Genomic DNA, 24,345 nt, shown 5'->3' with positions numbered 1-24,345 from the left:
ACGTTCTCCAAGGCTCCAAACTTGCGGAAGCCATCACCTATTCTGTCAACCAAAAAGCTTCATTGAGCGCGTTTCTCGAAGACGGACGGATTGAATTATCTAACAATCGAGCTGAGAATAAAATTCGCCCCTTTGTTATAGGAAGGAAGGGATGGTTATTTTCAGATACGACCAAAGGGGCCAAAGCCAGCGCCATCGTTTACAGTATTGTGGAAACAGCTAAGGCTAATAAAATCAACGTCTACATGTTCCTATTCTATATCTTCAGTAAACTGCCAGGAATTGACTTCAAGGCTAATCCATCACTACTTGAGGACTTTATGCCCTGGTCACAGAAACTGCCAGACTACTGTCGCAACAATCAATAATAGCTTGGATGGTTCGCCCCAGTATGATGAATTGTACTGGGGTTTTATTTTGTCAATGCACTGCTTCGTTAAGCGCTTACAAAACTAGACGTCAATTGGCATGGTATTATCCGGGGTGGACTTATTCCAATAAGTTCACCATTGACAAAGTTATATTGTTGGCGGAAATAAGTTTACAGCCTCAATGCTCCCGTCCTTCAAGATTTCCGTGTAGTGCGGATTTCCCTTAAAGAAAAACGCCTGATTTCCCTGGGAACTTTTATCGGGTTTTTCGGTTGCCTCAGTTAATGTTCCTTCTAGATTGGCAATCGTCAGATCATCCTCACCTAGGATCTTCTTCACCCCTGAGAAAAAGTAGTTATACCCTTTCAATTTGTAGTACTGATCAAAACTACCCTCATATAAATAGCGTTCATCTTGACCCAGTGTAACATCTCCAATGGCACTAATAGTGATGGCAGTTTTTATAGTTTGCTGTACTGATTAGCGAAGAAACGCCCGGGGGGCTATCGTAAAGTTTGGTATGAGTAAAATTATCCGTGGTCGCATACTTGATGTCTAACTCCAGATTAGGGATAACTTGCAGGATATCTACAAAATCAGTTTTCTTTTTAACAGCAACGATGTTTTGGGTCAGGAGTGTATCCGCAGCTTAAACTTGGGCTGTAAGTCCAAAAACGAATGTCAAGGTAATGAGGATAGCCAGAAATCGGTTGAACACGAAAGACCACCTCCCGCTTACATTCAAATAGAACATAAGCTTAAAGTTCCCTGGAAGATGTTTTCTTATCTTGATTTTGTAGCGGTAAAATAAAGGGTCCTTTCCTAGTTTAAACAACTTCATCATATAATGTTATTTTTGTGCAAAAAAGGTAGTTTTAAAGTAGTAAAGCTATAAATATTTGACCTATCTTCGGTTACGACCGAAGATAGGTCAAATCAAAGGTTGGCAGGAACTGACGAAAAGGATCCACCGTAGGCGAGTCCACGAACCGGCATAATGTGTCAAATGCATCAGGAAGCGTTCGTGTTTAATCATGGGAAATTGGTTTTCGAATCTACTCTCCCAGTTTAAGGGACAAATTTGATGACCCTATTCAGCAGGGCATCTGTGACATACATTTCTCCGTTGTTACCAAATGCTATTCCCCAGGGCGAGAAGAAATTGCCGTCTGTGCCGCTGAAGCTGCCGATTTTTTCAAGGAAAACACCATTGTTGGTAAACTTTTGAATCCTGTTATTAGAGGAGTCGGAAACCCAAACGTTATTCTCCTTGTCCATGCTGATGCCTATGGGCAGGAAGAGGTCACCGTCAGCCTCCCCCCAGTTTTCCAGCGGATCTTCCAGCGGAACGCCGCCGTTGGTGCCCCACTTGGTAATGAAGTTGCCATTCTTGTCAAACTTCTGAACCCTATTGTTAACCCTATCAACCACATAAATATTGTCGAGAGAGTCAGCCGCAAGGTAGCTTGGCTGCCTGAACTGGCCATCACCCATGCCTTCACTGCCAAAGCTGTTCATGAAGTAGCCGAAAGCATTATACTTCACTATCCTGTTATGGCCCGTATCGGACACATAGATATTGCCATCACTGGTAGTGCAGACACCCATCGGCAGGAGAAGGTTATAATAACCGAAGTTCATAAGCCAAGTCCCGCCGGGCGTGAACACCTGAATCCGGTTGTTTCCTGTATCTGCAATGTAGATATCGTCATACTTCTTGTCATACCAGACCTGCTTGGGTGCAATGAACTGCCAGTAATAGGACCCGTAAGCCTCAGGTCCGCCGCCGCCACTGTTACCTCCCCATTTAGCAAGAAGGTTCCCGTTGCTGTCAAACTTCTGTATCCTGTGGTTGAAGGTATCAGAAATGTAAACATTACCAGCACTGTCAACCGCCGAGCTGACGCTCTCGGAAAAGACTTTATTGTCCTTCCGGTCGGCACCGATGTGCTGTTCTACAGAGGCGTAAGTCGAATACCCACGATATTTGATTAACTGGCTGTTGCCGGTATCGGAAACGATGAAACGACTCCCGTCACCCAGCGGTATCACCTGATTAGGGAAACAGGGTTCCAGTCGAGTTATGCCTATGCTTGTTGACCACCTATAGACGTGACTGCTGTTATATTTCTTAATCTTGTGGTTATAGGTGTCAACAATATAAACATCTCCGTTAGTATCAATGTTTACCCCCCTAGGATGGAAGAATTTTGTACCACTATCACCCTGGGTGCCGTCCCCCAGTTGTGTTATATAATTACCGTTTACATCTAGGACCTGGACCCTATTGTTATAGGTATCTGCGATGTAAACTTTATCACCGGTGACGCTTTGCATAATTGAAATTCCTTGGGGGAGCCGGAACATCCCATTGGCTGTACCCGTACCGCCATAGGTATAAAGGTAAGTACCGTTTTCATCAAATACCTGGATTCTGTTATTAAACTCGTCTACAATATGGTAACGATTTTGGCTGTCAACGCTGATTTCTCTAGCAAGACCGAATTGACCAGGATCTGAACCTTTTGTCCCCCAAGCCCTGATAAAATTCCAGTTGGAGTCAAACTTCTGGATCCGATAATTGGCTGTGTCAGCTACCAAAATGTTACCATTGTTATCAATCGCAACGCCGAAAGGCGTGTTAAACTGGCTATTGCCGGAACCTAATGTCCCGAACTTGTTTAGAACAGTCCCACTTTGATTGATTTTAACAATCCTGTGGTTGGCCATATCAGCAACATAGATCATCCCTGCGGAATCTCTGGCCATAGCCACCGGTGTGTTAAAGATTAGCCCTGTCCCTTCGTTGGCCGTGCCCCAAGTCTGAGATACCGTATGGGCTAAGGCCAAAGGAGTCGTCATTAATAAGAGGAAGACCACCAACATCATGCTTAATACTCTATTTTTCCACATAATATTTTCCTCCTTTTCATTCAATCGTGAGACTCGGTGTTCAACTTTAGTTGAACGAGTTCATTTTCTCGATAAGTAAACCAGCGAGATAAACTTTATTTACTCCCCCCTTATCCCCTCCTATTTTTTCAAATCTCGTACCCTTTTAGTTCTTAAGCTTTTTCAGTACATATCCCATATTGTCTGCCATGTGTGTAATAATCCCTATACCTTCAGTATCTTGATCAGCATCAACTTTGCCACCAGTGCCGGCAACCCCAACGTTCCAGTAGTTAGAACCCACCACGATGGTATCGTTTACCGTCGCCCAAAGCAGCAGCTGGGCAAAAGCAAACGTTTGCCCTGCCCTTCTGGCTACTGTAATCGGTGCAACTACCTTCCCCGAAAAAGCCGTGCCTTTCCATTGATAAGTGGAGTCTTCGGATTTCATTTCATTCACAACCCAACGCCCAAGAAATCCAGCCCTATCCAGTAACGCTTTCAATTTTGGGGGGATGGAGGCATGATAGACCGGAGAACCCAGAATTATCCCATCTGCCTCAATCATTTTCTGGAATAGCTCAGCGAAATCATCGTTGATACTGCATTCTTTTTTTTCTACACAGGAATAGCAACCGCTACACTGGTCAATATTCTTATCTCCTAAGCGCACCAGCTCTGTCTCAAAACCCTGCTTCCTAAGTTGTTCAAGTGCCGTCTCTACTAAAAACTCAGTATTTCCTTTTTCTCGTGGACTTCCATTAAAGCCAATCACCTTCATTTTAAACGGCCTCCCCTTTCTCTCCCCACTTAACGGCGGTCGCTGCCCAAGAGTACCCTGTACCTGCTCCTAGCATGATAATCAAATCACCCTCCTGAATACGACCTAAGCGAAGAGCTTCATAGAGCGCAATATAGGCATCGGCCGATTGAACATGACCGAAATCTTTAAGGATAAACGATTGGTCCAGATTCATATCGAGTTGTTCTAAAATAAAGTGTAAAATGGACCTTTTCATAAAGATCGGCGCTAAAAATTTTATATCCTTTTTACTATAACCACTCTTTTCCGCAGCACCATTGATGACTTTTAAAAAATTAACCAGAGACACGGCATCCAATCGTTCTTTCATGGATTCTGGGTCTGCAACGTCTAAACCGTAGTAACCAACTTGTTTTCCCTCCGCTTTAGCTGCTTCAGCTTTTACAAAATCCTGTTCAATCTGCATATCATTGTGATGACTAATATTCCCTATCCCATAAACCGCAACGTCTTTGGCAAAACTCCCATCCGTTATCATTGACGTCTCCAGTAGTTCATTCCTGTTATAGCCCCTTTGCAATAAGCAAGCTGCTGCACCGTCAGCAAAATTAAACATAAACCTTGCCCGTTTATTTCTGAAGTCGATAAGATCTGATTCTCTGGTACCCGTGACCAGTAAAGCATTCTTTATTTCCGGATGGTTCACCATTAACGACTTAGCTAGTTCTAGAGCTAGCGGGCCAGAGGCACACAAGTTACTTATTTGAAACGCATTGGCCTTCTTAGCACCCAGTTTATGTTGAATATGAGCCGCACAATTGTAGAGGTAATAGTCTCGATACTCACTGCCGTGGTAAATAATAAGATCAATCTCCGCCGGCTCAATGATCCCCTGAAGACAGTTTTGCGCCGCTTTGACACACATATCGGAAACATTCTCGCCCGGTGCTGCCTTAAGTTTAGAATCTAAGCCGAATTTCTCCTTGATCACCGCTTCCGGAATCCCACTTTGTTCGGCAATTTCCTGACTAGTAACCACCGCGCTCGGATAATAGACACCTATATTTCTTAACCCAATGGGTATATTTGGCCTTAATTTTTCCATTTTTTCACCCCATCTTACTAAACTAGCTATTTCCAATGGATTGCTATCCACAATTCTTAGTTATCTTGGGGTTGCCCATATAAGCGAACCGCTTCTTGGACCACAATTTTACCCACTGAATTTTTGGGAACTTCCTCGACAGAAATTACATATTTCGGAACCTTATAGGAAGCAAGCCGCGCTTTTAGAAAGGCGAGCACCTGTTCCTTAGATAGAATCTTGCCTGCTTTGAAGGCAATGATCGCCTTGCCTACTTCTCCCCATTTGGGATCAGGCACCCCAATCACACAACACTCATGCACCTCCGGGATTTGATAAATTAGAGTTTCGATCTCTGGAGGAAATACATTTTCGCCCCCGCTGATATACATATTTTTCTTTCTGCCGACAATATAATAAAAACCATTTTTATCTTGCTTGGCCATGTCACCGGTGTGGACCCAACCGTTACACAAGGTTTTCTTGGTTTCTGCTTCGTTACGCCAATACCCAGAAAAAATCTGAGGCCCATTAAAAATCAATTCACCCACTTGCTCTACTTCAACTTCTTGTCCGTCGTCACCCACAATTTTAGCTGATGTAAAGGTAAACGGTTTTCCCACAGATGCGTGTTTTTCTTTAAGTTCGCTAAAATTCATAAAATTGACGGGAATACATAGGTTTGTCGGACCGCCCTCAGTTAAGCCATACCCGAGGCACATCTTAATTCCTTTCTCCCAAAACTTTTCCATCAATTGCACAGGTGTTGGGGCTGCCCCTGACATCACCCATTCTACGGAGGACCAATCGATGCTTTCAAATTCTGCTTGTTCGGCCATCATTCTGAAGATAGTCGCTGCTCCAAAGACGTAATTCGGTTTGTATTCTGAGATAACTTTTAAGGTGAGTCCGGGATCAAAGAATCGGTTGATTAATACGCGTCCTCCCACCATCAGATGAGCCAAGGTTAAGAGATTCCATCCACCGGTATGGAATAAAGGCAACAGGACATGGTATGTTTTGTCCTTAGTGATCCCCCAATCCAAAATGTTATTTAATTGGTTATACAAAACCGCTCTATGGGATATCATGGCTCCTTTAGGAAGCCCAGTGGTACCCCCGGTATGAATTAACAAGTAAATATCTTCTAAGTCTAATCCTGGGCAATTCCTGGGACTGTCGTTCCCGTAGTGGATTAGGTAACCATACGTGATATCCTCTTCACTTTGTTTTTCATCCGTTAAGATTACGTAATGCTTTAAGGAAGACAGCTTGTTCTTCAACTCTTGAACAGTAGAAGCAAATAGCTCCTCATAAAACAAGACTTTTGGCTGCTCATTTTCGATGAGCTTCGCCAACTCATCCGACGCCAGCCGAACATTGTAAGGAACGAATACTGCTCCTAGCTTCCCGCAAGCGAACAAAGCATCAAACATTTCTACCCGGTTTCTGGAGATAAAAGCTACTCTGTCTCCTTTTTTAACCTGAAATTGTTCCGCTAAATAATTAGCCAGTCTGTTGGCTCGATCATTTAAATCATGATAACTATATTTAACACCTGTATCTAAATCGACTAAGGCTTCCCGCTTAGGGTTGAGCTGAGCCCTTCGACCGATAGAGTCTCCTATCCATTCCCAACTATGATCGCTCACTATTATCTCCCTCCCCTTCAGCTGTTTCGGACACAGCAGACCGCCATCCGCAGTAAAAATCATCATGAATATGATGGGGTTTATTTATTATTACTTACTCGTGAACTTCTGCTCATTAAATCTGATCTTATATCACTAACCCACCATCTACATTAAGAATTGCTCCATTAATGTAACTGGCTTCATCCGATGCCAAGAAGAGATATGCCTGAGCTACATCTTGCGGTTGACCTAAACGTCCAACGGGAGTCTTCTCCTCCATGATCTTAAGAATCTTTTCCGGAACCTTCGTCGTCATATCCGTAACAATAAAACCCGGTGCCACAGCATTGACCGTAATGCCCTTTCGCCCTAACTCCTTAGCCCAAGATTTCGTCATTCCAATTACCCCTGCTTTCGTCGCAGCGTAGTTGGTTTGCCCATAATTACCATATAAGCCGACTACGGAGGAAGCGTTAATTATACGTCCGTACCCTTGACTAAGCATTACCTGGACCACGGCTTGTGTACAATTAAACACTCCGGTGAGGTTGACAGCGATTACCTGTTCCCATTCTTCTTCATTCAACTTTGTCAAAACACCGTCACGGGTGATCCCTGCATTATTAATCAGGATATCTACCCTTCCGAATCGTTCCAGCACGTTTTCTACCATGGCTTGGGTTTGCTTTCTGTCTGTCACATCAACTTGGTAGAAATAACCTACGCCTCCTAGCTCCTTAATTTCTTTTTCCATAGCCTCACCGGCGGAACGATCAAAGTCAGCAACAACCACACGTGCTCCTTCCTTCAAAAAGAGCAATCCGGTTTCTTTTCCGATACCTCTAGCACCGCCTGTAATGATAGTAACTTTATCCATGAGACGCATACGGCCCACCTCCATATTCTAAATACCATAAAAATTATCTAATTTTTGCCCAAATCCGATTCCATGTACCTATGATACCTCCGGGAAAGAAGAGAACGATCAGAATGTACAGAAGACCAAAAATAATATACCACCGCTCGAAGATAGGGTGGATCTTAGCTAAATCGCCCAACTGATCTCTAGCCATAGTAGTCAGCCCGGAACCGATGAGAGCCCCGTAAAGTGTGCCGGTACCTCCTATGGTTGTCATAAGCAAAGCATCAATCGTTTTATCCACAGCCATAACCCCTGTACTTACAAAACGTTGCTGTAATGCCCAGGCTATCCCAGCCAAGCTTGCTACCACTCCGGCCACTACTGTAGAAATAAGTTTAAATTTCAGAACATCGTAGCCTAAGAATTCGGCACGTTTCTCGTTTTCCCTGATGGCTTGAAGCACCCTGCCCACGGGTGAATCGATGAAGCGCCGGAGGAGAAGAACAACTAATACTAAAAAGATCAAGATCCCATAATAAAACACTACCCTGTCTTGGAGAAAGGTCGGCACCTGGAAGCTAAAACCGTCTGCACCATTGGTAACGGAGCGCCACTTCTCGGCGCTAATAAAAAAGAGTTCAGCAAAGGCCAGGGTAATCATAGCGTAATAGACATCTTTTACTCGCAGAGACAGGTAACCAATGATTAGGGAAATGATCACAGCCAACAAAATCGTCCCTATAATAGCCAGCAAAAGATTACTAAGCGTAGGTCCGGTGTTTTGAATAATAATTCCGGTCATATAGGCGCCAGTCCCAAAGAATAAGGCATGCCCAAACGAAACGATCCCCGTATACCCTAAGAGAATGTCGTAGCTCATAGCAAAGATACCTAGAATATATATTTCAGTCCAAAGATTGAGTGTTGTCCTCGATGACGTAAATAAAGGAATTGCGGCCAAAATGAAGAGCAGAACCATTAGCACCCAGGACGATGAGGCGAGAAACCTACCAGGACGCAGCCCTACGGCCTTCTTTAGCAGATGAAAATCAGCTATTGTGCCCACCCCCCATGCCGAAGAGTCCGCTCGGCTTGATTAAAAGTACAATGGTCATGAACAGAACGTTAACTGCCAAGGCCGCCTCTGGAAGAAACCAGGCTGTGTAAACTCCGGCCAAACCCACGAGAACACTGGCCAAAGCAGAACCAAGAATACTTCCCATGCCGCCGATCACTACGACGATAAAGGCCAACATCTGGTTTTCCAGACCCATGTTGGGATTGATAGACCCAATGGCTGGTGCCATCATCACTCCGCCCAAAGCTGCTAACCCTGCACCGAACATGAAAACTAAGCTAAACACTTGCCGGATATTAATCCCGAGGACCTGTACCATCTCTTGGTTCTGTACACCGGCCCGGACAATCATGCCGACTCTAGTGCGAGTCAGAATAAAGTGAACTGCCGCTGCCACTAGTAATCCCACAGATATCGTAAAGACACGGTACTTGACGATGATAATTCCACCTAGTTCCCAACTGCCCGCTAAGAGAGGTGGGATCGGCACTGCTATGATATTGGGGCCAAAAACTGCCTTCAGTACTTCATTTAAGACCAGCATTAGACCCGTGGTGAGGAGTATCTGGGAGACATGGCGACCATAGACTCGGCGAATAATCGTACGTTCCGCTAACCATCCCAAGGCCATTCCCATAATCATGCCGGCAAGGATAGCCAACGAAAAACTTTGGGTTCGAAAGTAGATCCATACCCCGCTGTAAGCTCCCCACATAAAAATACTTCCATGCGCAAAATTGAGAACACCCATTAAGCCAAAGATTAGAGAGAGCCCGGAAGCTAGCAGGAAAATCATCATGCCCGTCGAAAGTCCGCTTAAGGTAAGGTTCATAAAAATGTCCATCCTCACACCACCTTCCCATGTCTAGGAATGGCCGTAATCCCCAGATAACGACCCTGTAACTCTCGATCCTGCAGAAGTTGAGACATTAGGCCCTGATGTACTGTATGTCCGTCGTCAATAATTACGTAGCGTTCTCCAACGGCTGAAGCTAGGGCAAAATTCTGTTCCACCAGCACCACGGTTGTGTGTTGTTTAATCTCTTTGATCGCCTGAGCAAGCTTTTCCACTAGGATTGGAGCTAGGCCTTTGCTCGGTTCATCGATCAAAAGCAAGCGATTATCGTTAACAAACGCCCGTCCAATGGCTAACATCTGTTTTTGACCTCCGCTCAAACCATCACTTTTTTGTCGGAGTTTATACTCCAGATCAGGGAAAATATCGAGGACAAACCTCAAGCGTGCCTTTGTTGCCTCATCCTTTTTGAGCATAGCCAAACTCAGATTTTCTTCAACAGTTAAACTAGAAAAAATACCTTGATCTTCTGGGACAAACCCTATCCCTTTGCGGGCAATTGCATAGGGAGACAGGCAATTGAGCTGTTCCCCCATGAATTTGACGCTCCCTCCGGAAGGGGGTGTAAGTCCCATAATAGTTCGCAGGGTCGTCGTTTTACCAGCGCCATTGCGACCTAAAATAACGGTTACCTCTCCTTGAGGTACCTCAAAAGAAACATCCTGCAAAATATGAAATTGATCAATAAAGGTTTGCACTTGAGTTAGTTGCAGGATCATTGGGACATCCCCCCCAGATAGGCCGCTTGGACCTGTTCATTTTCCATGATCTGTTGTGGTTCTCCTTTGGCCAATAGCTTGCCGTTCGCTAGGACCACTACCATATCGGAGAGTGACATAACCATATCAATCTTGTGTTCAACCAGTAAAATTGTCCTGCGATCCTCCTTAAGACGGGTTAAAAGTTCCAGAATCGCCGGTACTTCTTCAACTGCCATACCTGCCGTGGGTTCATCTAAGAGCAAAACTTCCGGCTCTAAGGCTAGAATAATTGCCAGATCTAATTTGCGTTTATCTCCGTGGGCAAGCGAACTGGCCGGCTGCTCACTCTTTCCGCTTAAATATACGGATTCTAGGAGTTCCATAGCCTTATCTATAAATGCGCTGTATTTCCGGTGATGGTGCAAAACTTGATAATGGACTCCTGCTTTGGCCTGAACAGCCAAACGGACGTTTTCCAGAACGGTTAAGCTTGAAAATACATTCGTGATCTGAAAGCTCCGCCCCATGCCTAACCTTGCTCTCTTATGAGCAGAAAGGTTGGTAACGTCTTGACCCTTAAAAAGGATCTGGCCAGCTGACGAGCGAAACAAGCCGCTCAACAAATTAAAAAAAGTCGTTTTCCCTGCTCCATTAGGACCGATGATAGAGGTAAACGTGTGAGGGGCAACCTCAAGACTTACATGGTCAACAGCCGTATGCCCTCCAAACATAATCGTCAAATCCTGAGTTCGAATAATTGACTCGATCATACTTCCCTCCCTTTGTTCAGAGAAGAGGCGGAGAGGACCCCGCCCCCGTTTATTACCCTTTACCGTTCAGAATCGGTGGGGATGTCTCCTCCTTCGTCATTTCGCGCATGAGAACCGGCACAGGCCAAGCCACGCCGTCATGTTTCTCTAGCCGGATCGCATAGAGAGCTTGCATTGCCTGATGATCCTCTTTACGATAGGTCATTGTACCCTTGGGAGTCTCGAAAGACATTCCTTCCATCGCGGTAATTAATTTCTCGCTATCGGCATCTCCAGCAGTTTTCTCCAGAGCCGCCACGATAGACAATGCCGCTGCCATTCCACCAGCCGTGAAAAGATCAGGTGGTTCGTTATATTTTTCTTTGTGTTTAGTAATAAGCCAATCATTGACTGGATTTTTGGGTAGAGTGTAATAATAAACGGTGAAGCCTTCCATGCCGACAACGTTAAACATAGTCTTTAAAGCAGCCATATCCGGTGCACCAGTAGAAATCTTAATCCCTTTTTCAGTCACTTTCAGGTCAGCAAGCTGTTGCCACGGGGTATTGGCTCCTGCCCAAATCACGAACAAAAAGTCTGGCTTAGCAGTGATAATCCGCTGGATACTAGCAGTAAAGTCGGTCGAATTGGCCGCTGGGAATTCTTCTAAAATGAGTTTTGCTCCTAGTTTCTCAGCCGCCGGTTTAAATGCTTTCACACCATCACGCCCATAAGCGCTGTCCGGTGCCAATATGGCGATTTTTACACCTTGTTTAGCAATAGCCGCCGCACCAGCCACAGCGTCTTGGGAGGAATTGCGCCCGGTTCGGAAAATGTAACGGTTCCATTGCGCACCTGTAATGCTATCCGCAACGGCCGGTTCGACCACCATTACTTTTTTATATTCCAGGGCAAGAGGCAGGATAGCCAAAGCATCGGTAGAACTAGCACTACCCACTAAAACATCGACTTTATCATTATCAAGCAGCTTAAGTGCTTTCTGTTTAGCGACGTCTGGTTTGGTTTCAGTGTCCTCGATAATAATTTGAATGGCCCGCCCAGCTACTTTGCTTGTGCCCTTAGTGGCATACTCAATGCCAAGTTCAAACCCCCGAATGTTTTGTTTGCCATAGGCTTCCAGTGCCCCTGTTTTGGAAGTTGCTATGCCAATTTTAATCGGTTCCTTTTCCTTAACTGCCCCACTCTGAGCTTCAGGAGTAACAGTAGGTTTTGCACCGCAACCCGCTAAGAGTGAGAGTGAGAGTCCAAGTCCTAAGACAACGATCCCTGTCATTATTTTTTTATAATTAGTTTGTCTCAAATCGACCCCTCCTAATTCTTAATATGCTAAATATTCTGATAATTAACGTCAAAATATTCCCTTCTTTTGCCCCGTCAATTGCTTCTATCCCTTTAACTTAGTTCACGTTTAAGAAGCTTCCCAGCTGCGCTATGTGGCAATACCGAACGAAATTCCACCTCCTTGGGTACCTTATAGCTGGCCAGATGCCTTTGACAGTACCGAATCACCTCCTCTTCAGTCACACTATTCTCTGTCCTCAGAACAAGAAAAGCTTTGGGCACCTCACCCCACTTTTCATGGGCTACTCCAATCACTGCCACCTCAGTCACATCCGGATGACTGTTGAGAACCGCCTCTACCTCCGCAGGATAAATATTTTCCCCTCCACTGATGATCAGCTCTTTCTTGCGTCCAACGATAGAGTAATATCCCTCTTCATCCCTGCAGGCCAGATCCCCGGTATATACCCAGCCCTTGCGAAAAGTCGCCGCCGTCGCTTCCGGATTCTGCCAGTATCCCGCAGCCAGATGGTTTCCTTGGATGAGCAGCTCGCCTACCTGATTCGTCGCTACTTCCCTCCCCTCAACATCTACAAGCTTGACTTCACTATGAAAGACTGGTTTGCCTATGGATCCTTGCTTACGTTGAACATCGTCGGAATGAAGGGAAAAACAATTGGGTCCGGCCTCAGTCAAGCCGTAGCCTTGTTTAAAAACTAAGCCCTTAGCCCAATAAGTTTCATAGATAGATGACGGACAAGGTGCCCCACCGGAAATGCAAAAGCGAACGGAACTTAAATCAGCCGTTGAGAATTCGGCTTCCTGTGCCATCATTTGAAACATTGTAGGCACCATAAAGACTAAGGTAGCCCGTTCACGACTGATACTCTCTAAAGCCCGCCCAGGTTGAAACGGTCCACTGAGAATCAGCGTCCCCCCCAGATGCAGCAAAGGTGTCGCCAGAACATTGAGTCCACCGGTATGAAAGAAAGGCGTGAAAACAGGGGCGATATCAGCAGCACTCAGTTGCCAACTTACGGCTGTATTAATCGCATTCCAGGTTACCATCCCCTGATTAAGAACTGCTCCTTTAGGTAACCCTGTGGTCCCGCCAGTATAGAGAATCAGCCAGACTGACTCCATAGTTCGTTGGGGTCTGGGGAATTCCCGGCAACCATATCCTATTATTTGCTCATAATTCCATTTCTCAAACCTATTGGGTTCCCCAGGACTACCCATAACGGATTTCCCATCAAGTCGCACAAATTGCAAATTATCTGGGCTGGCTACTTTTCCTAATGTTTCATTCATTTCAGCCCCGTAAAACAAGATTTTGGGCTGGCAATCCCTTAGGATAGACTCAATTTCAGGTACAGATAGACGAACGTTCAAAGGTACAAAGATGGCACTGAGCTTTTGAGCCGCAAAGAGTAGGTCAAGATGTTCCAAGCGATTCCAGGCCATGATGACCAAACGGTCCCCCTCCCTCAGGCCTAACTCATGATAAAGAAAGGACACTAAAGTTTCGGCCCGTTGTTGCATTTCCAAGTAGGTAAGCCTTCGACTACCTAACTCGTCAATCAGAGCCAGTTGATTTGGGGTCAGTTCTGCCCGCTTGCCTAACCAATCCGCTGCATACATGATTCATGCTTACCCCCTTCCTCTATCGTATCAGTCCCTCCATAATCAAACTCATTGCCGTAGCTAAAGCCTTTTCCGGAACATCCTTCTTTTCCCAAAGAACCCAACGCATTCCTAAGAATTCGGCCATCCCCATCAGAGCATAGGCAACGATTTCTGGATCAAGAGAACGGAACTCACCTGAAGCCATAGCCGCTTCCAAACCCTTTATATAACCTTTGGCAAGCCGACGATAATACCACTGGTATAATTCCTCGTCGACAAACTGTACCTCCTGAACAAGGCGATAGAGATTACGGTGTTCTTTGATAAAGGAAAAGAAGGCTGCAAAACCTAGTTCTTCCGCTTCCCTACGGCTAAGGCTACCTGCCCCAATCAAAGCCTGACTGATTTCTTTGCGCAGTGCATGGCTTAATTCTTTGATCAGTTCTTGAAATACGTTTATTTTGCTGGGAAAGTATATATAAAACGTTCCCTGGGCAACCTCCGCTTTTAGGGTAATATCCACAATCGAGGTGTTAAAATAACCTTTAGTGCCGAAAATTTCCTCAGCGGCATCCAGTAGTTTTTGCCTCGTAGCCTCTCCTCTACTGGTCTTAGCTTGGTATTTCAAAGTTTGAACTTCATTCTTACTCTGGCTGTCAATTTCGCTCATTGTCACCTAAATCACTCCATTTTTATGTCATTACAATCTACAATCACCTTAAAGCAGGACTATCTTTCTCGGTGTTGTTCTGAAATTAGGAAAGGAAGGACAACACCATAGGGTAAGCTTTTTTTGAATCATACAATGCTTTCTAGAAATTCTAAAACCGTACCGTTAAACTCTTCTGCATTTTCAATAAAGAACAAGTGCCCGCCACCAGGTATAATCACTAGCTGTGCTCCAGAAATGCGCTCAGCCATCATAATACTGTTCTGAGGAGGTATCACAATATCTTCTGAACCCGTAATCACCAAAGTAGGCACCTTGATCTTGTATAATTCACTTTCCAGATTAAAAGCCGCTGCTGCTGCAAACTGCCGTTCCCAAGCGTAGCGTGGAGTTGGGTTATCTAGTCTCCAAGCCACTAATTGATCAACAACTTCCGGATAGACTCTGGTGAATTGTGGAGAGATTGCAACTTTGAAACCCTGGCGGATTACTTCTTCCACATTTAAACCTTCGATGTTGAGCATGGTCTGCAAAGCTTCTTCCGTTAAAGGTACGCTCTGCGGTCCGCCAAATGCTGTGCAACCCAACACTAGGCTTTTAACTTTTTGGGGATATTTAATCGCAAGCTGCTGAGCAATATATCCGCCCATAGACACACCTAGAATATGCGCTTTCACAAGACCTAGGGACTCCATAAGTAGGGCAACATCGTCCGCCATCAACTCAATACTGTAAGGGATATCCGGTTTATCACTTTTACCAACTCCGCGATTATCAAAACTCACAACACAATAAGCATTTGATAACGCCTCAATTTGTCGAAACCAAGACCAACTGGCATATCCTAGTCCCTCGATAAGCAAAAGTGGCTCCCCGGTACCATGGATTTCATAGTAAAGCTCAACTCCATTAACTAAGGTTTTACTCATTCTTCAAGCCTCCCAGCTTTAATCGTAACTGCATCCTAAACATTTGCATCCCCCCATCTATCTGGCAACGACAATTCACCACAAACTGGGAAATGTAACATGAATCACCTGTCATGTTCTATTATATATGAACCATTATTTGTTTTCAATACTGAATATTTAGAATTTATTAATTATTTTGTTAATCACTACAGGGCAGGTTTTCATTCATATTTGCGGTTCTGTTTTGGATTTTAAAATCTGAATTCTTGTCGGATTTCAGATCTACTTTTTTACACTATATCGAGTAATGTTATATCCTAATTCACACGAAATTCTTAAAGAAAAATCCCCTCATCAACATTGATAAGGGGATTTTTCAACCTTTTAACGTTCCAAATGAATTAAGTGGCCAATAACGTATCCATACCTTTCCCTTAATATCCTCCTGAGGCACAAATCCCCACACATGACTATCATTACTACTCCGTCGATTGTCGCCTAGAACAAAATATGAATCAGGGGGAACTTGAACAGGTTTGTATTGGTAATTAGGCCTTTCTTGAAGATAATTCTCTTCAAGTGCATCTCCATTGACCAGCACTTTGCCATCTTTAACCTCAATTTCTTCTCCAGGTAGTCCAATAACTCTCTTTACGAGATCATCTTTCTCACCTGAAGCTGGAGGCGCACGAAAAACTACAATATCACCACGTTCAATCTTACTGAATTTAAAGAGTAGTTTATCTACAATTAGTCTATCCTGCAGTTGAATGGTTGGTAACATTGAGCCTGTAGGTACAATCCTCGTATCTAAAAGGAATATTCTTATTATGAGTAATAGAATAAAAGCAAATGCGATTATTCCTAACCATTCAAACAGATTTTTTAAACGCAAATTCAAATCTTAATCCCCCCTAAAATCATAAAATCCAAGTCTCCTGATACCCTCAGAACTTATTAAGACTTTACGAGCGTTCGTCAATACGAGAAGAAACCATCCTCGTCTTCTATCGAAAATGCTCGTACTGGTGAACCATCAGCCTCTTTATTTTTGAGGGGCATGATACTTAAAATGAAATATTCTTGGTTTATGGCTTTCAAATTTGTTAGGTTTTCAATAATCAGGATATTCTTAGCCAGCAATATTTTATGTACTGGGAATGTAATAGTATCAATACTATCCAGCGAAATTGCATCAATGCCAATTCCTTTTAAGTTAAAGCTTGATATCCATTGAGCTGATTCTTCACTTAAAGAAGGGTAATTTTCAAAGTATTTTTTATCCCCCCAATAGTTACTCCAGCCTGTTTTTAGGATAATGAACTCAACATTTTTTATTTTCTCCTCATAGGGTCTCAAGCTATTAACTTCTATCGATGGCCCCTTAAGATTTGAAAAGTCCAGAATCATTGCCTTCCCAATAAATTTATCTATCTCGAAATCATCTAAATAAGGTTCATTCTGGAGCATATGTGCAGGCGCATCGATATGGGTACCTGTATGTGAGTACATAGTAATCTTCGCCTCTTGAAAACCCTCCTTTTCCAACGTGTTTGCCTTTTGGAAAATTGGCTGTTCTGTTCCTGGGAAAACAGGCATAGCCGAATGAATAATGTGTGTTAAATCCGTAACTTTCACGATGAACCTCCTTGATAAACTCCACATCCGCTAAAACCTAATATACCCCTACCTGCCAATAAAGTAAAGAAACAAGGCTAGCTGGAAGCTCTAAATTCTTCCAGCCAGCCTTGTTTTCTAGCGATTATGTTATCTCTTATCTATTCATAAACACGGGTTTACGTTTCTCAGCAAAGGCAGCACAGCCTTCTTTGAAATCCTCTGAAGACCAGGTCAAAACCTGATACATGGCCTCTAGCTCAGTCTGCTGATAATAATCATTTTTCCATGCCTCTCGCAATAGTTTCTTATCGAGACCTACTGTCATTAACGGCTGCAAAGCTAACTTTTCTGCCCATCTTATTGCCTCAGGCAGGCACTCCTCATGTGGTACTACTTTATTTAATAATCCCAATTTTTCTGCTTCTTCAGCATTAATAATTTTACCAAACCACAGTAATTCCAGAGCCTTATGATAGCCCACTTTTTGAATAAGAAAATGCGATGCCCCACTATCCGGACAAAAAGCTAATTGCATAAAGGTAAAGCCCATACGTGCTTTTTCAGAGGCAATAATCAAGTCGCAAGCTAGGCAGGCAGCCACAGAAGCACCTGCTACTACTCCATTAAGTGCCGCTATGACCGGTTTTTTCATTTCATAGATCGCCTTTACAAGTTCACCTGAGGCATCATAAGTCTCCTTGGCGCTGATCGGATCTTTTATTTTAGCTAACATAGAAATATCTCCCCCGCTAGACCACCCCTTACCCGCTCCAGTCAGGACTATGACCTTAACAGCATCATTATCAGCGGCCTCCTTGCAAGCAGCCTGAACATCCGCACAAATCTGATCATTGACCGAATTCATGGTTTCAGGTCGATTAAATGTAAGCACCGCTACTCCAGTCTCCATAATATCCAGCTTAACTGTTTTCCACTCCATAAAGTCATCCACCTTTCTATTCCCAAAAATGAATATCAATTCATTGCTGATAATTCGAAATTCGCCAAACTTAACAATATTCCTTTATTTACATTAGGAAAGTTTTTTTGAGAATCTACCACCACGATGTCCGCTCATTTCGATGAGTCTTTCACACCAACAGGAAGTAATAAACAACAAGTACACTGGACAGTCTTTGAAGACACAACCAAACTTCAAGAGTCGTCATTCCTTGTGATCGATTGGGTAAAGCTAATGGTAAAGCAGATCCCTGATGAAATTACAGTAAAACGAATGCAGCGTTTGGTCTTAAGCTGGGAAAATGGCGAGGACCGCATCCTACATGGTGCACCTCACCTTATTATGGCCCATTCTCAAGCCAATCTGCCCTCTGCACCATCTGACTGCGTGATCGCTCTAACTTATATGGAGCTTTATGCCTTTTCAAAAGGGCTCGGCACCTGCTGGGCAGGCTACCTTACCTCGGCCGCCAATACTTATGCACCTCTTACTAAAGCCTTAGGTTTGCCCGCAGGACATAAGTGTTTTGGTGCTGTCATGCTTGGCTACCCACAGTACGGATATTTTCGTATCCCAAATCGGAATGCCCCACTGGTCACTTGGCGTTAATATCGCTTTAATAGGGTTTTTCCTTTTCTATCATTTCGATAGCTTCCTTGGTGGCCAAAGGTAATTCCGTCTTTTTGGAATTATTATAATCGAAAATGACGATTACCCCTTCTCCAGTAGCAGCTACTCCTAATTTTTCACTGACAATTATGTACTCCATAACAAAGCTCGATTGACCCATTGACTTTACCTTCGTACCGACGATGATTTGATCTGGATATACCAGCGGCTTGAGATACTTACAAGTCATTTGCGCCAATATTAGACCGACGCCCGTCTTGGATTTTAGATCATTTAGCCCGATCTCTTCAAAGTATTGGATCCGGGCGCTTTCAAAATATCTCAAATAAATAATGTTATTAATGTGACCATAGGCATCCATTTCTCCCCAGGCAATCGGTGTTTTAACATGGACAGGAAAATCTTCTAAATCCAGCATAACACAATCTCCTCCAAGTACCTGATTTTTTGATTGTCTCTACACTACTTTGAACCGAACTTCAACCTTATTCTTAGCTTCGATCAGCACGCATACCCCTTCTTCACGTGGGTTGTAGTCTACGACAAGAACATCGTTTAAATTAATCCAAAATACTCTGCTTTCCGGACCCCATACTGAAACTTTATCATCTGCTACGTCAATATACTCTACAACCCCAAAATCCACAGTACAATCAATGACACTAGAAACCTCGATACTTTCTAGGTTTTTGCCCAAGAATTTCTCATTCATAAATTTCACAAATTCTATTTTTGCTGACAAGGTTAACATAAGAAATACCTACCTATCATTTTGATACTAATTTTGATACTAATCTTGAATATCCGGCTAAAGCTCCACTATCTGAATGCGTTATCTAGTCACCCCATATTAAAATGTCCCAATAGTTAACCTTACAAACGCTTGAGATGAGGTTTTTAACCTTAACACTTCAGAATTCTCCAATAGCGGAACATAATCCTCTTTCCACAAATAATTTCGATTAAACAAGGCCGTAAGAAGATTATGCTTGCGACCCAGAAGGAGCAAAGAAAAGAAGGCAAGGGGACTGTCCTCTTGCCTTCTTTTCTTTGCTAAACCAGATGCGATTCAAAAAATAAAGCCTGCAAATAAAATTGCCACCATATGCAAGTCAGGAACCGTCCCCAACTTGCCTTGCTATAAGCTTTTTACTTTGGCAGTAACATCCTTAATTAATCGTGCAGTAATTCCCCATATTGTTTCTCCTGCAACCCTATAAACAAAAACATTGCTCATCATTGCTCCCCAGGGCTTCGTATACCGCTCTGGAAGTCCTAATTCTTTCGCCGGAAACGTGATAATTTCTTCACCAGCTTGATTGATATATGACGGCTGTGCCCTGTGGTTCACTTTATATAGCTCTGGTTCAGTATTGACAAAAAAAGAAACTGGAACTGTAAAGATTTTTTCTACTTCATCAACGCATATTTTTAAATCATCCAAGCTGGATATATCAATTATGCCTAAAAATGCGTCCACTGTGGTACCCATCGCGCCAACAACCGTATCCAGTGAACCCAAAATAGTTATCTTATCTGAGGAAATTCCTAACTCTTCCGCCGTTTCTCTTAGTGCCGTATCTCTAAAATCAAAGTCCTGCTCGGGATCAAATTTGCCGCCAGGAAAACATATCTCTCCAGCTTGTCTGATCTTGGCTGCTCTTTTTTCAAATACAAAATGATAGTCTTCGCCTACCAGCATTAGCAACACAATAACTGCGGAGTTAAAATACTCCTCTTTGCCATTGATACCTGGAACTACTGGTAACTTCTCTTTCAATCCTGCTAGCGTCAATTTATTCATGTCCCAACTCCATTTATCAATTGTCTGTAGGTTAATTCGCCCAAAATCCAGACTATCCCTTCATTTACAAAAAAAATTGGTCATACTAGAATAAGGCCAAAAGCAAATTTTTGCAATAATACAATATACTATGCAACTACCTGGTGGTGGAAATATACAATATAGTGTAAAATTTATGTTGCCTAACTCTACATAAAAACAAGTAATATAACTTTGCAGCAAGGGAGAAAAAATAATGAATGAGATTGCTCAAGACTTAAATAACCAGATACAACAAGAAAATCCCTTTGTTTATGAACTGTTATCTGAACTTGGTAAGAATTTGTATTACCCTAAGGGGATTTTAACCCAAACTGCGGAGGCTAACCAGAAGGCCTATCGCTTTAATGCTACGATTGGAATTGCAACGGAAAATGGCCAACCGATGTTCTTACCCTTAATCCAGGAAACCTTAAACAATTATGGTCCCAAAGACCTATATCCCTATGCCCCCCCTGCTGGAAAACCCGAGCTAAGGCAACTGTGGCGAGAAAAGATGCTCCAGGAAAATCCTTCTTTAAAGGATAAATCCTTTAGCAATCCCATCGTAACCAATGCTTTAACCCATGGTTTAAGTATCGTTGCAGATCTTTTTATTAATGAAAACGACTCCTTGGTTTTACCCGACAAATTATGGGGAAATTATAACTTCATCTTTGGGGTTCGTAGAGGAGCAAAAAATGTACTCTTTCCTTTCTATACTAAAGACGGAGCCTTTAATACGGCTGCCATGAGAGAAGCCTTGCTTTCCAAGCGAGACCAAGGTAAGGCAGTTTTGTTACTTAATTTCCCAAACAACCCAACAGGATATACGCCGAATGAAGAAGAGGCAAAGGAGATCGTTGAAGCCTTAAGGGAAGTAGCCCAACAAGGGATGAACTTGGTCGTGATTACTGACGATGCTTATTACGGTTTGTTTTATGAGGACTCTATCAAAGAATCTCTGTTTGCCCGGATCGCCAATATTCACCCCAGAATTCTAGCCATAAAGGTAGATGGCGCTACAAAAGAGGACTACATGTGGGGATTTCGTGTCGGTTTCATTACCTACGCCTCTGAGCATCCGGCTGTACTAAATGCTTTGGAAAAAAAGACTTTAGGGATTATTCGGGGTACAATTTCCAGCTCTTCCCATCCAGCTCAGACATTTGTGATAAATGCCCTTAAATCGAGTGAATTCCTAACTCAAAAACAAGCTAAATTTGAGCTGCTTAAAAAACGTGCTGATAAAGTCAAAGAGGTCCTCGAGCATGGAGAATATAAGGATGCATGGGATTATTATCCCTTTAATTCTGGATATTTCATGTGTCTCAAACTTAAAGGGGTAAATTCCGAAACCTTGCGAATACACCTACTTGACCATTACGGAGTAGGGGTTATTTCACTTGGGGAAGACGATGTGCGGGTTACCTTCTCGTGTGTCGAGGAACAAGAAGTCAAACAACTCTTTGACCTAATTTATCAAGGGTTCCAAGACTTGTCAGCTAAAAATATTAAGTAATACGAATACAAATTAGTCAAGGTTGGAGATATTTTTTTCAACCTTTTTTCTTGTTAGTGTCAATTCTTAGATCAAATTCTTAGTTCGAAGACGAAACTTATGATGAACCATCCAGCGGCAAGATCATAACGAAAGAAAGGAAGCTAATATTTTGATTTTCAGACAAGCTAATCAGGAAGAGATAAGTTTACTTTTTGAACAAGGATATAGGGAATGGAGTAAAAATAGAACTTTCGAACAATATTGTATTGACAATAGCAAAGAAGATGCATTTGGTAAAAGATATGTTATAGAGAAAAACGGAGAGATTGTAAGTTCTACAATAGTACTTAAATTAGAGCCAATTAACGGAAAAAAAGCCTTTGGTATAGGCTCTGTTTTAACACCTCAAAACCATAGTAATAATGGTTATGCTACTGAATTATTAAGAACATGTGTTAATCTTGTATATGATGACAATAATATTATTTTTTTGTATTCAGAAATAAATCCAACGTTCTACGAAAAATTGAACTTTAGAATATTACCACTGCAATTACAAAGATATGAAAAGAGTATTTGTATGGCCTATTGTAAAGACGAAGTATGGTATGAGCTATCCAACTGTAATATTGATTTAATCCCTAGTTACTTCTAATTCCAACTGCTCCTATTTCCGTCTGAAAGTGACCTTCAGTTCTGCGCTAATCCGTTAAAGAAATCTATGCGGATAGAAAAATACCCTATAGAGTTGACAGGAAAAGTCAAACCTATAGGGTATTTTTTTATCATGAAATATTACATGAATGGAGATTCGATAAGCTCAAGACGCTCATATAAATCATTTGGTAATAGTTGTACAAGAATATTAATAGAGTATAAGTGAGACGCAGTGACGTACTCCCACCACCTAAGAGGTGGGGGCTTCTTGGGACGTATCGACTTATGCCGATATAATTACCAAGCTATCCCCGTTCGCCCAACGGTTCTTTGTAGTATTAGGCTATACCCAGTATCCGGCAGCCTTCGTTTCTGATGTTTATTGCGGCGTTTATATCTCTATCAATCTTTGAGCCGCAATGTTTACAACTCCAAGTTCTATCTGCCAGCGTCAACTCCATATTTATGTTTTTGCAATAACGGCAAAGTTTACTGGACGGATACCATTTATCGATAGTGACCAGCTGCTTACCTTGTTCTGCCAGCTTGTATGCCAAAAATGTTTTCAGCATTCCAAAGCCATTGTCATTCGTTGATTTCGCCAGCTTTAAGCATTGCGCTATGGTTCTCATGTTTAAGTCTTCTATTGCAACAGCGGTATAGGCATTGGTTATCTGCCTTGACACCTTATGCAAAAAGTCCTTTCTTTGATTCGCTACCTTTTCATGGAGTTTAGCCACTTTTTGACGTTGTTTGTTTCTGTTTTTGCCACCTTTCAAGCGTTTGGATAATTTTCGTTGCGCTTTCTGTAGTTTAGCTTCCACTTTACGGTAAAATCTGGGATAATCAGCGCTTCTTGCCTCACTATCGACGACCAGTGACTTTGATGAATAGTCTAAACCTAAGGTTGTTTCGACAGTTGGTGTTATCGATTCTATTTTGGCTTCAAACTCAACCAAAATAGCTATGTAGTATTTACCCGTCGGTGTTTGGCTAAGTGTTGCGGATTTAATGATAGAATTTGGGGGTAATTGTCTATGTAGCTTAATTCGGACATCTTTCAATTTAGGCAATCGAATGGTTTTACTATCGATAAGCCGTATACTTCCTTTTTGATTATTCGTTGTGTAGGATTTTCGATCCCGATGCTTTCGTTTGAAGTTGGGAAAGCCTACTGACTTATCTCGGAAGAAATTCTTATAAGCAGTATTTAGATTGAGTTGGGCATTAGCAAGGGCCAAACTGTCTACTTCTTTTAACCACTCAAAGTCTTTTTTGTAATCGGCTGGTAGAGAGTACCTTTGCTGCTTCAACACTTCTTGGTCGTCTTTATATTGCTCATAAATAGTCTTCCTGTTGGCAAGCATTTGATTATATATGAATCGCACACAGCCAAAGGTTTTATTGATGAGGATCGCTTGTTCAGCACTGGGATAAAGTCGATATCTGTACGCTTTATTCATAGCTTCTCACCTTGATTTTCAATGTATCTTTTTATGACCTCAATAGGTGCGCCGCCAGTCGTAAGCAAGCAAAAACTTCTTGACCAAAAGTTTTCTTTCCAGAGAGACTCACGTAGCGGCAATTCATCTCCCGCCTACGCACTCACTATCGTGAGCAAGGTAGCATAGAGGCGGGAGACTTCTTGCCGC

Annotated in this window: 25 protein-coding genes and 1 pseudogene; 4 read left to right on the top strand and 22 right to left on the bottom strand. The window is 42.8% G+C overall.

What is annotated here, in order from left to right; translation table 11 throughout:
- The coding region (locus JL57_RS03365) for a transposase (protein WP_034140635.1) at positions 1–368 on the top strand (368 nt) is incomplete at its 5' end.
- Positions 369–518: 150 nt separating this feature from the next.
- On the opposite strand, the gene JL57_RS03360 is transcribed toward JL57_RS03365, so the two are convergent.
- The 17 genes from JL57_RS03360 to JL57_RS03275 all read right to left on the bottom strand — a co-directional run bounded on the left by JL57_RS03360 (position 519) and on the right by JL57_RS03275 (position 18,059).
- Positions 519–794: a CapA family protein gene (locus tag JL57_RS03360; protein WP_291299643.1), complete on the bottom strand. Its 276-nt coding sequence runs from the start codon at positions 792–794 to the stop codon at positions 519–521.
- A gap of 645 nt (positions 795–1,439) precedes the next feature.
- Positions 1,440–3,284, bottom strand: a complete 1,845-nt coding sequence (locus tag JL57_RS03350; RefSeq protein WP_291299640.1) for an SMP-30/gluconolactonase/LRE family protein — start codon at positions 3,282–3,284, stop codon at positions 1,440–1,442.
- Between the two features lie 145 nt (positions 3,285–3,429).
- Positions 3,430–4,044 (bottom strand): flavodoxin family protein, encoded by a 615-nt coding sequence (locus tag JL57_RS03345; RefSeq protein ID WP_034140632.1) that lies wholly within the window; start codon positions 4,042–4,044, stop codon positions 3,430–3,432.
- Position 4,045: 1 nt separating this feature from the next.
- Entirely contained in the window at positions 4,046–5,131 is a 1,086-nt protein-coding gene (locus tag JL57_RS03340; protein WP_034140631.1) for a 3-oxoacyl-ACP synthase, read from the bottom strand.
- 56 nt (positions 5,132–5,187) lie between these two features.
- Positions 5,188–6,762 carry a class I adenylate-forming enzyme family protein gene (locus tag JL57_RS03335; RefSeq protein ID WP_291299639.1) on the bottom strand — a complete coding sequence of 525 codons (1,575 nt, stop codon included), beginning with the start codon at positions 6,760–6,762 and terminating at the stop codon, positions 5,188–5,190.
- 127 nt (positions 6,763–6,889) lie between these two features.
- Positions 6,890–7,630, bottom strand: coding sequence for a 3-oxoacyl-[acyl-carrier-protein] reductase (gene fabG / locus JL57_RS03330; RefSeq protein WP_034140630.1), 741 nt, complete (start codon positions 7,628–7,630; stop codon positions 6,890–6,892).
- 34 nt (positions 7,631–7,664) lie between these two features.
- Positions 7,665–8,672, bottom strand: coding sequence for a branched-chain amino acid ABC transporter permease (locus tag JL57_RS03325; protein WP_291299638.1), 1,008 nt, complete (start codon positions 8,670–8,672; stop codon positions 7,665–7,667).
- The gene (locus tag JL57_RS03320; protein ID WP_034140629.1) at positions 8,656–9,528 is read right to left on the bottom strand and encodes a branched-chain amino acid ABC transporter permease; all 873 of its coding nucleotides are present in this window, start codon (positions 9,526–9,528) and stop codon (positions 8,656–8,658) included. Before JL57_RS03320 ends, JL57_RS03325 begins: the two co-directional genes overlap by 17 nt.
- Before the next feature lie 2 nt (positions 9,529–9,530).
- A complete protein-coding gene (locus JL57_RS03315) occupies positions 9,531–10,259 on the bottom strand; it encodes an ABC transporter ATP-binding protein (RefSeq protein WP_034140628.1) in 729 nt (242 codons plus the stop codon).
- Positions 10,256–11,011, bottom strand: coding sequence for an ABC transporter ATP-binding protein (locus JL57_RS03310; RefSeq protein WP_291299637.1), 756 nt, complete (start codon positions 11,009–11,011; stop codon positions 10,256–10,258). The genes JL57_RS03315 and JL57_RS03310 overlap by 4 nt, the downstream gene beginning before the upstream one ends.
- Before the next feature lie 52 nt (positions 11,012–11,063).
- A complete protein-coding gene (locus JL57_RS03305) occupies positions 11,064–12,311 on the bottom strand; it encodes a substrate-binding domain-containing protein (protein WP_291299636.1) in 1,248 nt (415 codons plus the stop codon).
- A gap of 92 nt (positions 12,312–12,403) precedes the next feature.
- The gene (locus tag JL57_RS03300; protein ID WP_034140627.1) at positions 12,404–13,933 is read right to left on the bottom strand and encodes a class I adenylate-forming enzyme family protein; all 1,530 of its coding nucleotides are present in this window, start codon (positions 13,931–13,933) and stop codon (positions 12,404–12,406) included.
- 22 nt (positions 13,934–13,955) lie between these two features.
- Entirely contained in the window at positions 13,956–14,588 is a 633-nt protein-coding gene (locus JL57_RS03295) for a TetR/AcrR family transcriptional regulator (protein ID WP_045691568.1), read from the bottom strand.
- 128 nt (positions 14,589–14,716) lie between these two features.
- Positions 14,717–15,517 (bottom strand): alpha/beta fold hydrolase, encoded by an 801-nt coding sequence (locus tag JL57_RS03290; protein ID WP_045691565.1) that lies wholly within the window; start codon positions 15,515–15,517, stop codon positions 14,717–14,719.
- A 358-nt stretch (positions 15,518–15,875) separates the two neighbouring features.
- On the bottom strand, positions 15,876–16,400 hold the full coding sequence (lepB, locus tag JL57_RS03285; protein ID WP_034140626.1) for a signal peptidase I: 525 nt from the start codon (positions 16,398–16,400) through the stop codon (positions 15,876–15,878).
- A 77-nt stretch (positions 16,401–16,477) separates the two neighbouring features.
- On the bottom strand, positions 16,478–17,137 hold the full coding sequence (locus tag JL57_RS03280) for a cyclase family protein (RefSeq protein ID WP_034140625.1): 660 nt from the start codon (positions 17,135–17,137) through the stop codon (positions 16,478–16,480).
- 136 nt (positions 17,138–17,273) lie between these two features.
- Positions 17,274–18,059, bottom strand: a complete 786-nt coding sequence (locus JL57_RS03275) for an enoyl-CoA hydratase/isomerase family protein (RefSeq protein ID WP_034140624.1) — start codon at positions 18,057–18,059, stop codon at positions 17,274–17,276.
- Positions 18,060–18,185: 126 nt separating this feature from the next.
- Between JL57_RS03275 and JL57_RS03270 the strand changes: the two genes are divergently transcribed.
- Entirely contained in the window at positions 18,186–18,689 is a 504-nt protein-coding gene (locus JL57_RS03270) for a nitroreductase family protein (RefSeq protein ID WP_291299635.1), read from the top strand.
- A 7-nt stretch (positions 18,690–18,696) separates the two neighbouring features.
- Here JL57_RS03270 and JL57_RS03265 read toward each other — a convergent pair whose 3' ends face one another.
- From JL57_RS03265 to JL57_RS03255, 3 genes are all read right to left on the bottom strand, one after another.
- Entirely contained in the window at positions 18,697–19,128 is a 432-nt protein-coding gene (locus JL57_RS03265; RefSeq protein WP_034140623.1) for a thioesterase family protein, read from the bottom strand.
- Between the two features lie 39 nt (positions 19,129–19,167).
- Positions 19,168–19,461 carry a hypothetical protein gene (locus tag JL57_RS03260; protein WP_034140622.1) on the bottom strand — a complete coding sequence of 98 codons (294 nt, stop codon included), beginning with the start codon at positions 19,459–19,461 and terminating at the stop codon, positions 19,168–19,170.
- A gap of 387 nt (positions 19,462–19,848) precedes the next feature.
- On the bottom strand, positions 19,849–20,514 hold the full coding sequence (locus JL57_RS03255) for a CoA pyrophosphatase (RefSeq protein ID WP_034140621.1): 666 nt from the start codon (positions 20,512–20,514) through the stop codon (positions 19,849–19,851).
- Positions 20,515–20,749: 235 nt separating this feature from the next.
- Between JL57_RS03255 and JL57_RS03250 the strand changes: the two genes are divergently transcribed.
- Entirely contained in the window at positions 20,750–22,054 is a 1,305-nt protein-coding gene (locus JL57_RS03250; protein WP_034140620.1) for an aminotransferase class I/II-fold pyridoxal phosphate-dependent enzyme, read from the top strand.
- A 151-nt stretch (positions 22,055–22,205) separates the two neighbouring features.
- Positions 22,206–22,691: a GNAT family N-acetyltransferase gene (locus JL57_RS03245; protein ID WP_034140619.1), complete on the top strand. Its 486-nt coding sequence runs from the start codon at positions 22,206–22,208 to the stop codon at positions 22,689–22,691.
- A gap of 340 nt (positions 22,692–23,031) precedes the next feature.
- Here the strand turns inward: JL57_RS03245 and JL57_RS03240 are convergent, their stop codons facing one another.
- Both JL57_RS03240 and JL57_RS03235 read right to left on the bottom strand, forming a co-directional pair.
- Positions 23,032–24,156, bottom strand: a complete 1,125-nt coding sequence (locus tag JL57_RS03240; RefSeq protein ID WP_034140618.1) for an RNA-guided endonuclease TnpB family protein — start codon at positions 24,154–24,156, stop codon at positions 23,032–23,034.
- Positions 24,153–24,272 (bottom strand): annotated as a pseudogene (locus JL57_RS03235) (transposase); the annotation flags it as partial. The pseudogene JL57_RS03235 and the gene JL57_RS03240, both read right to left, overlap by 4 nt.
- Positions 24,273–24,345: the final 73 nt, after the last annotated feature.

The sequence above is a fragment of the Desulfosporosinus sp. BICA1-9 genome (genome assembly GCF_000802135.1).
The sequence above is the reverse complement of the archived record's forward strand: the minus strand, read 5'-3'. Positions and strand labels throughout refer to the sequence as shown.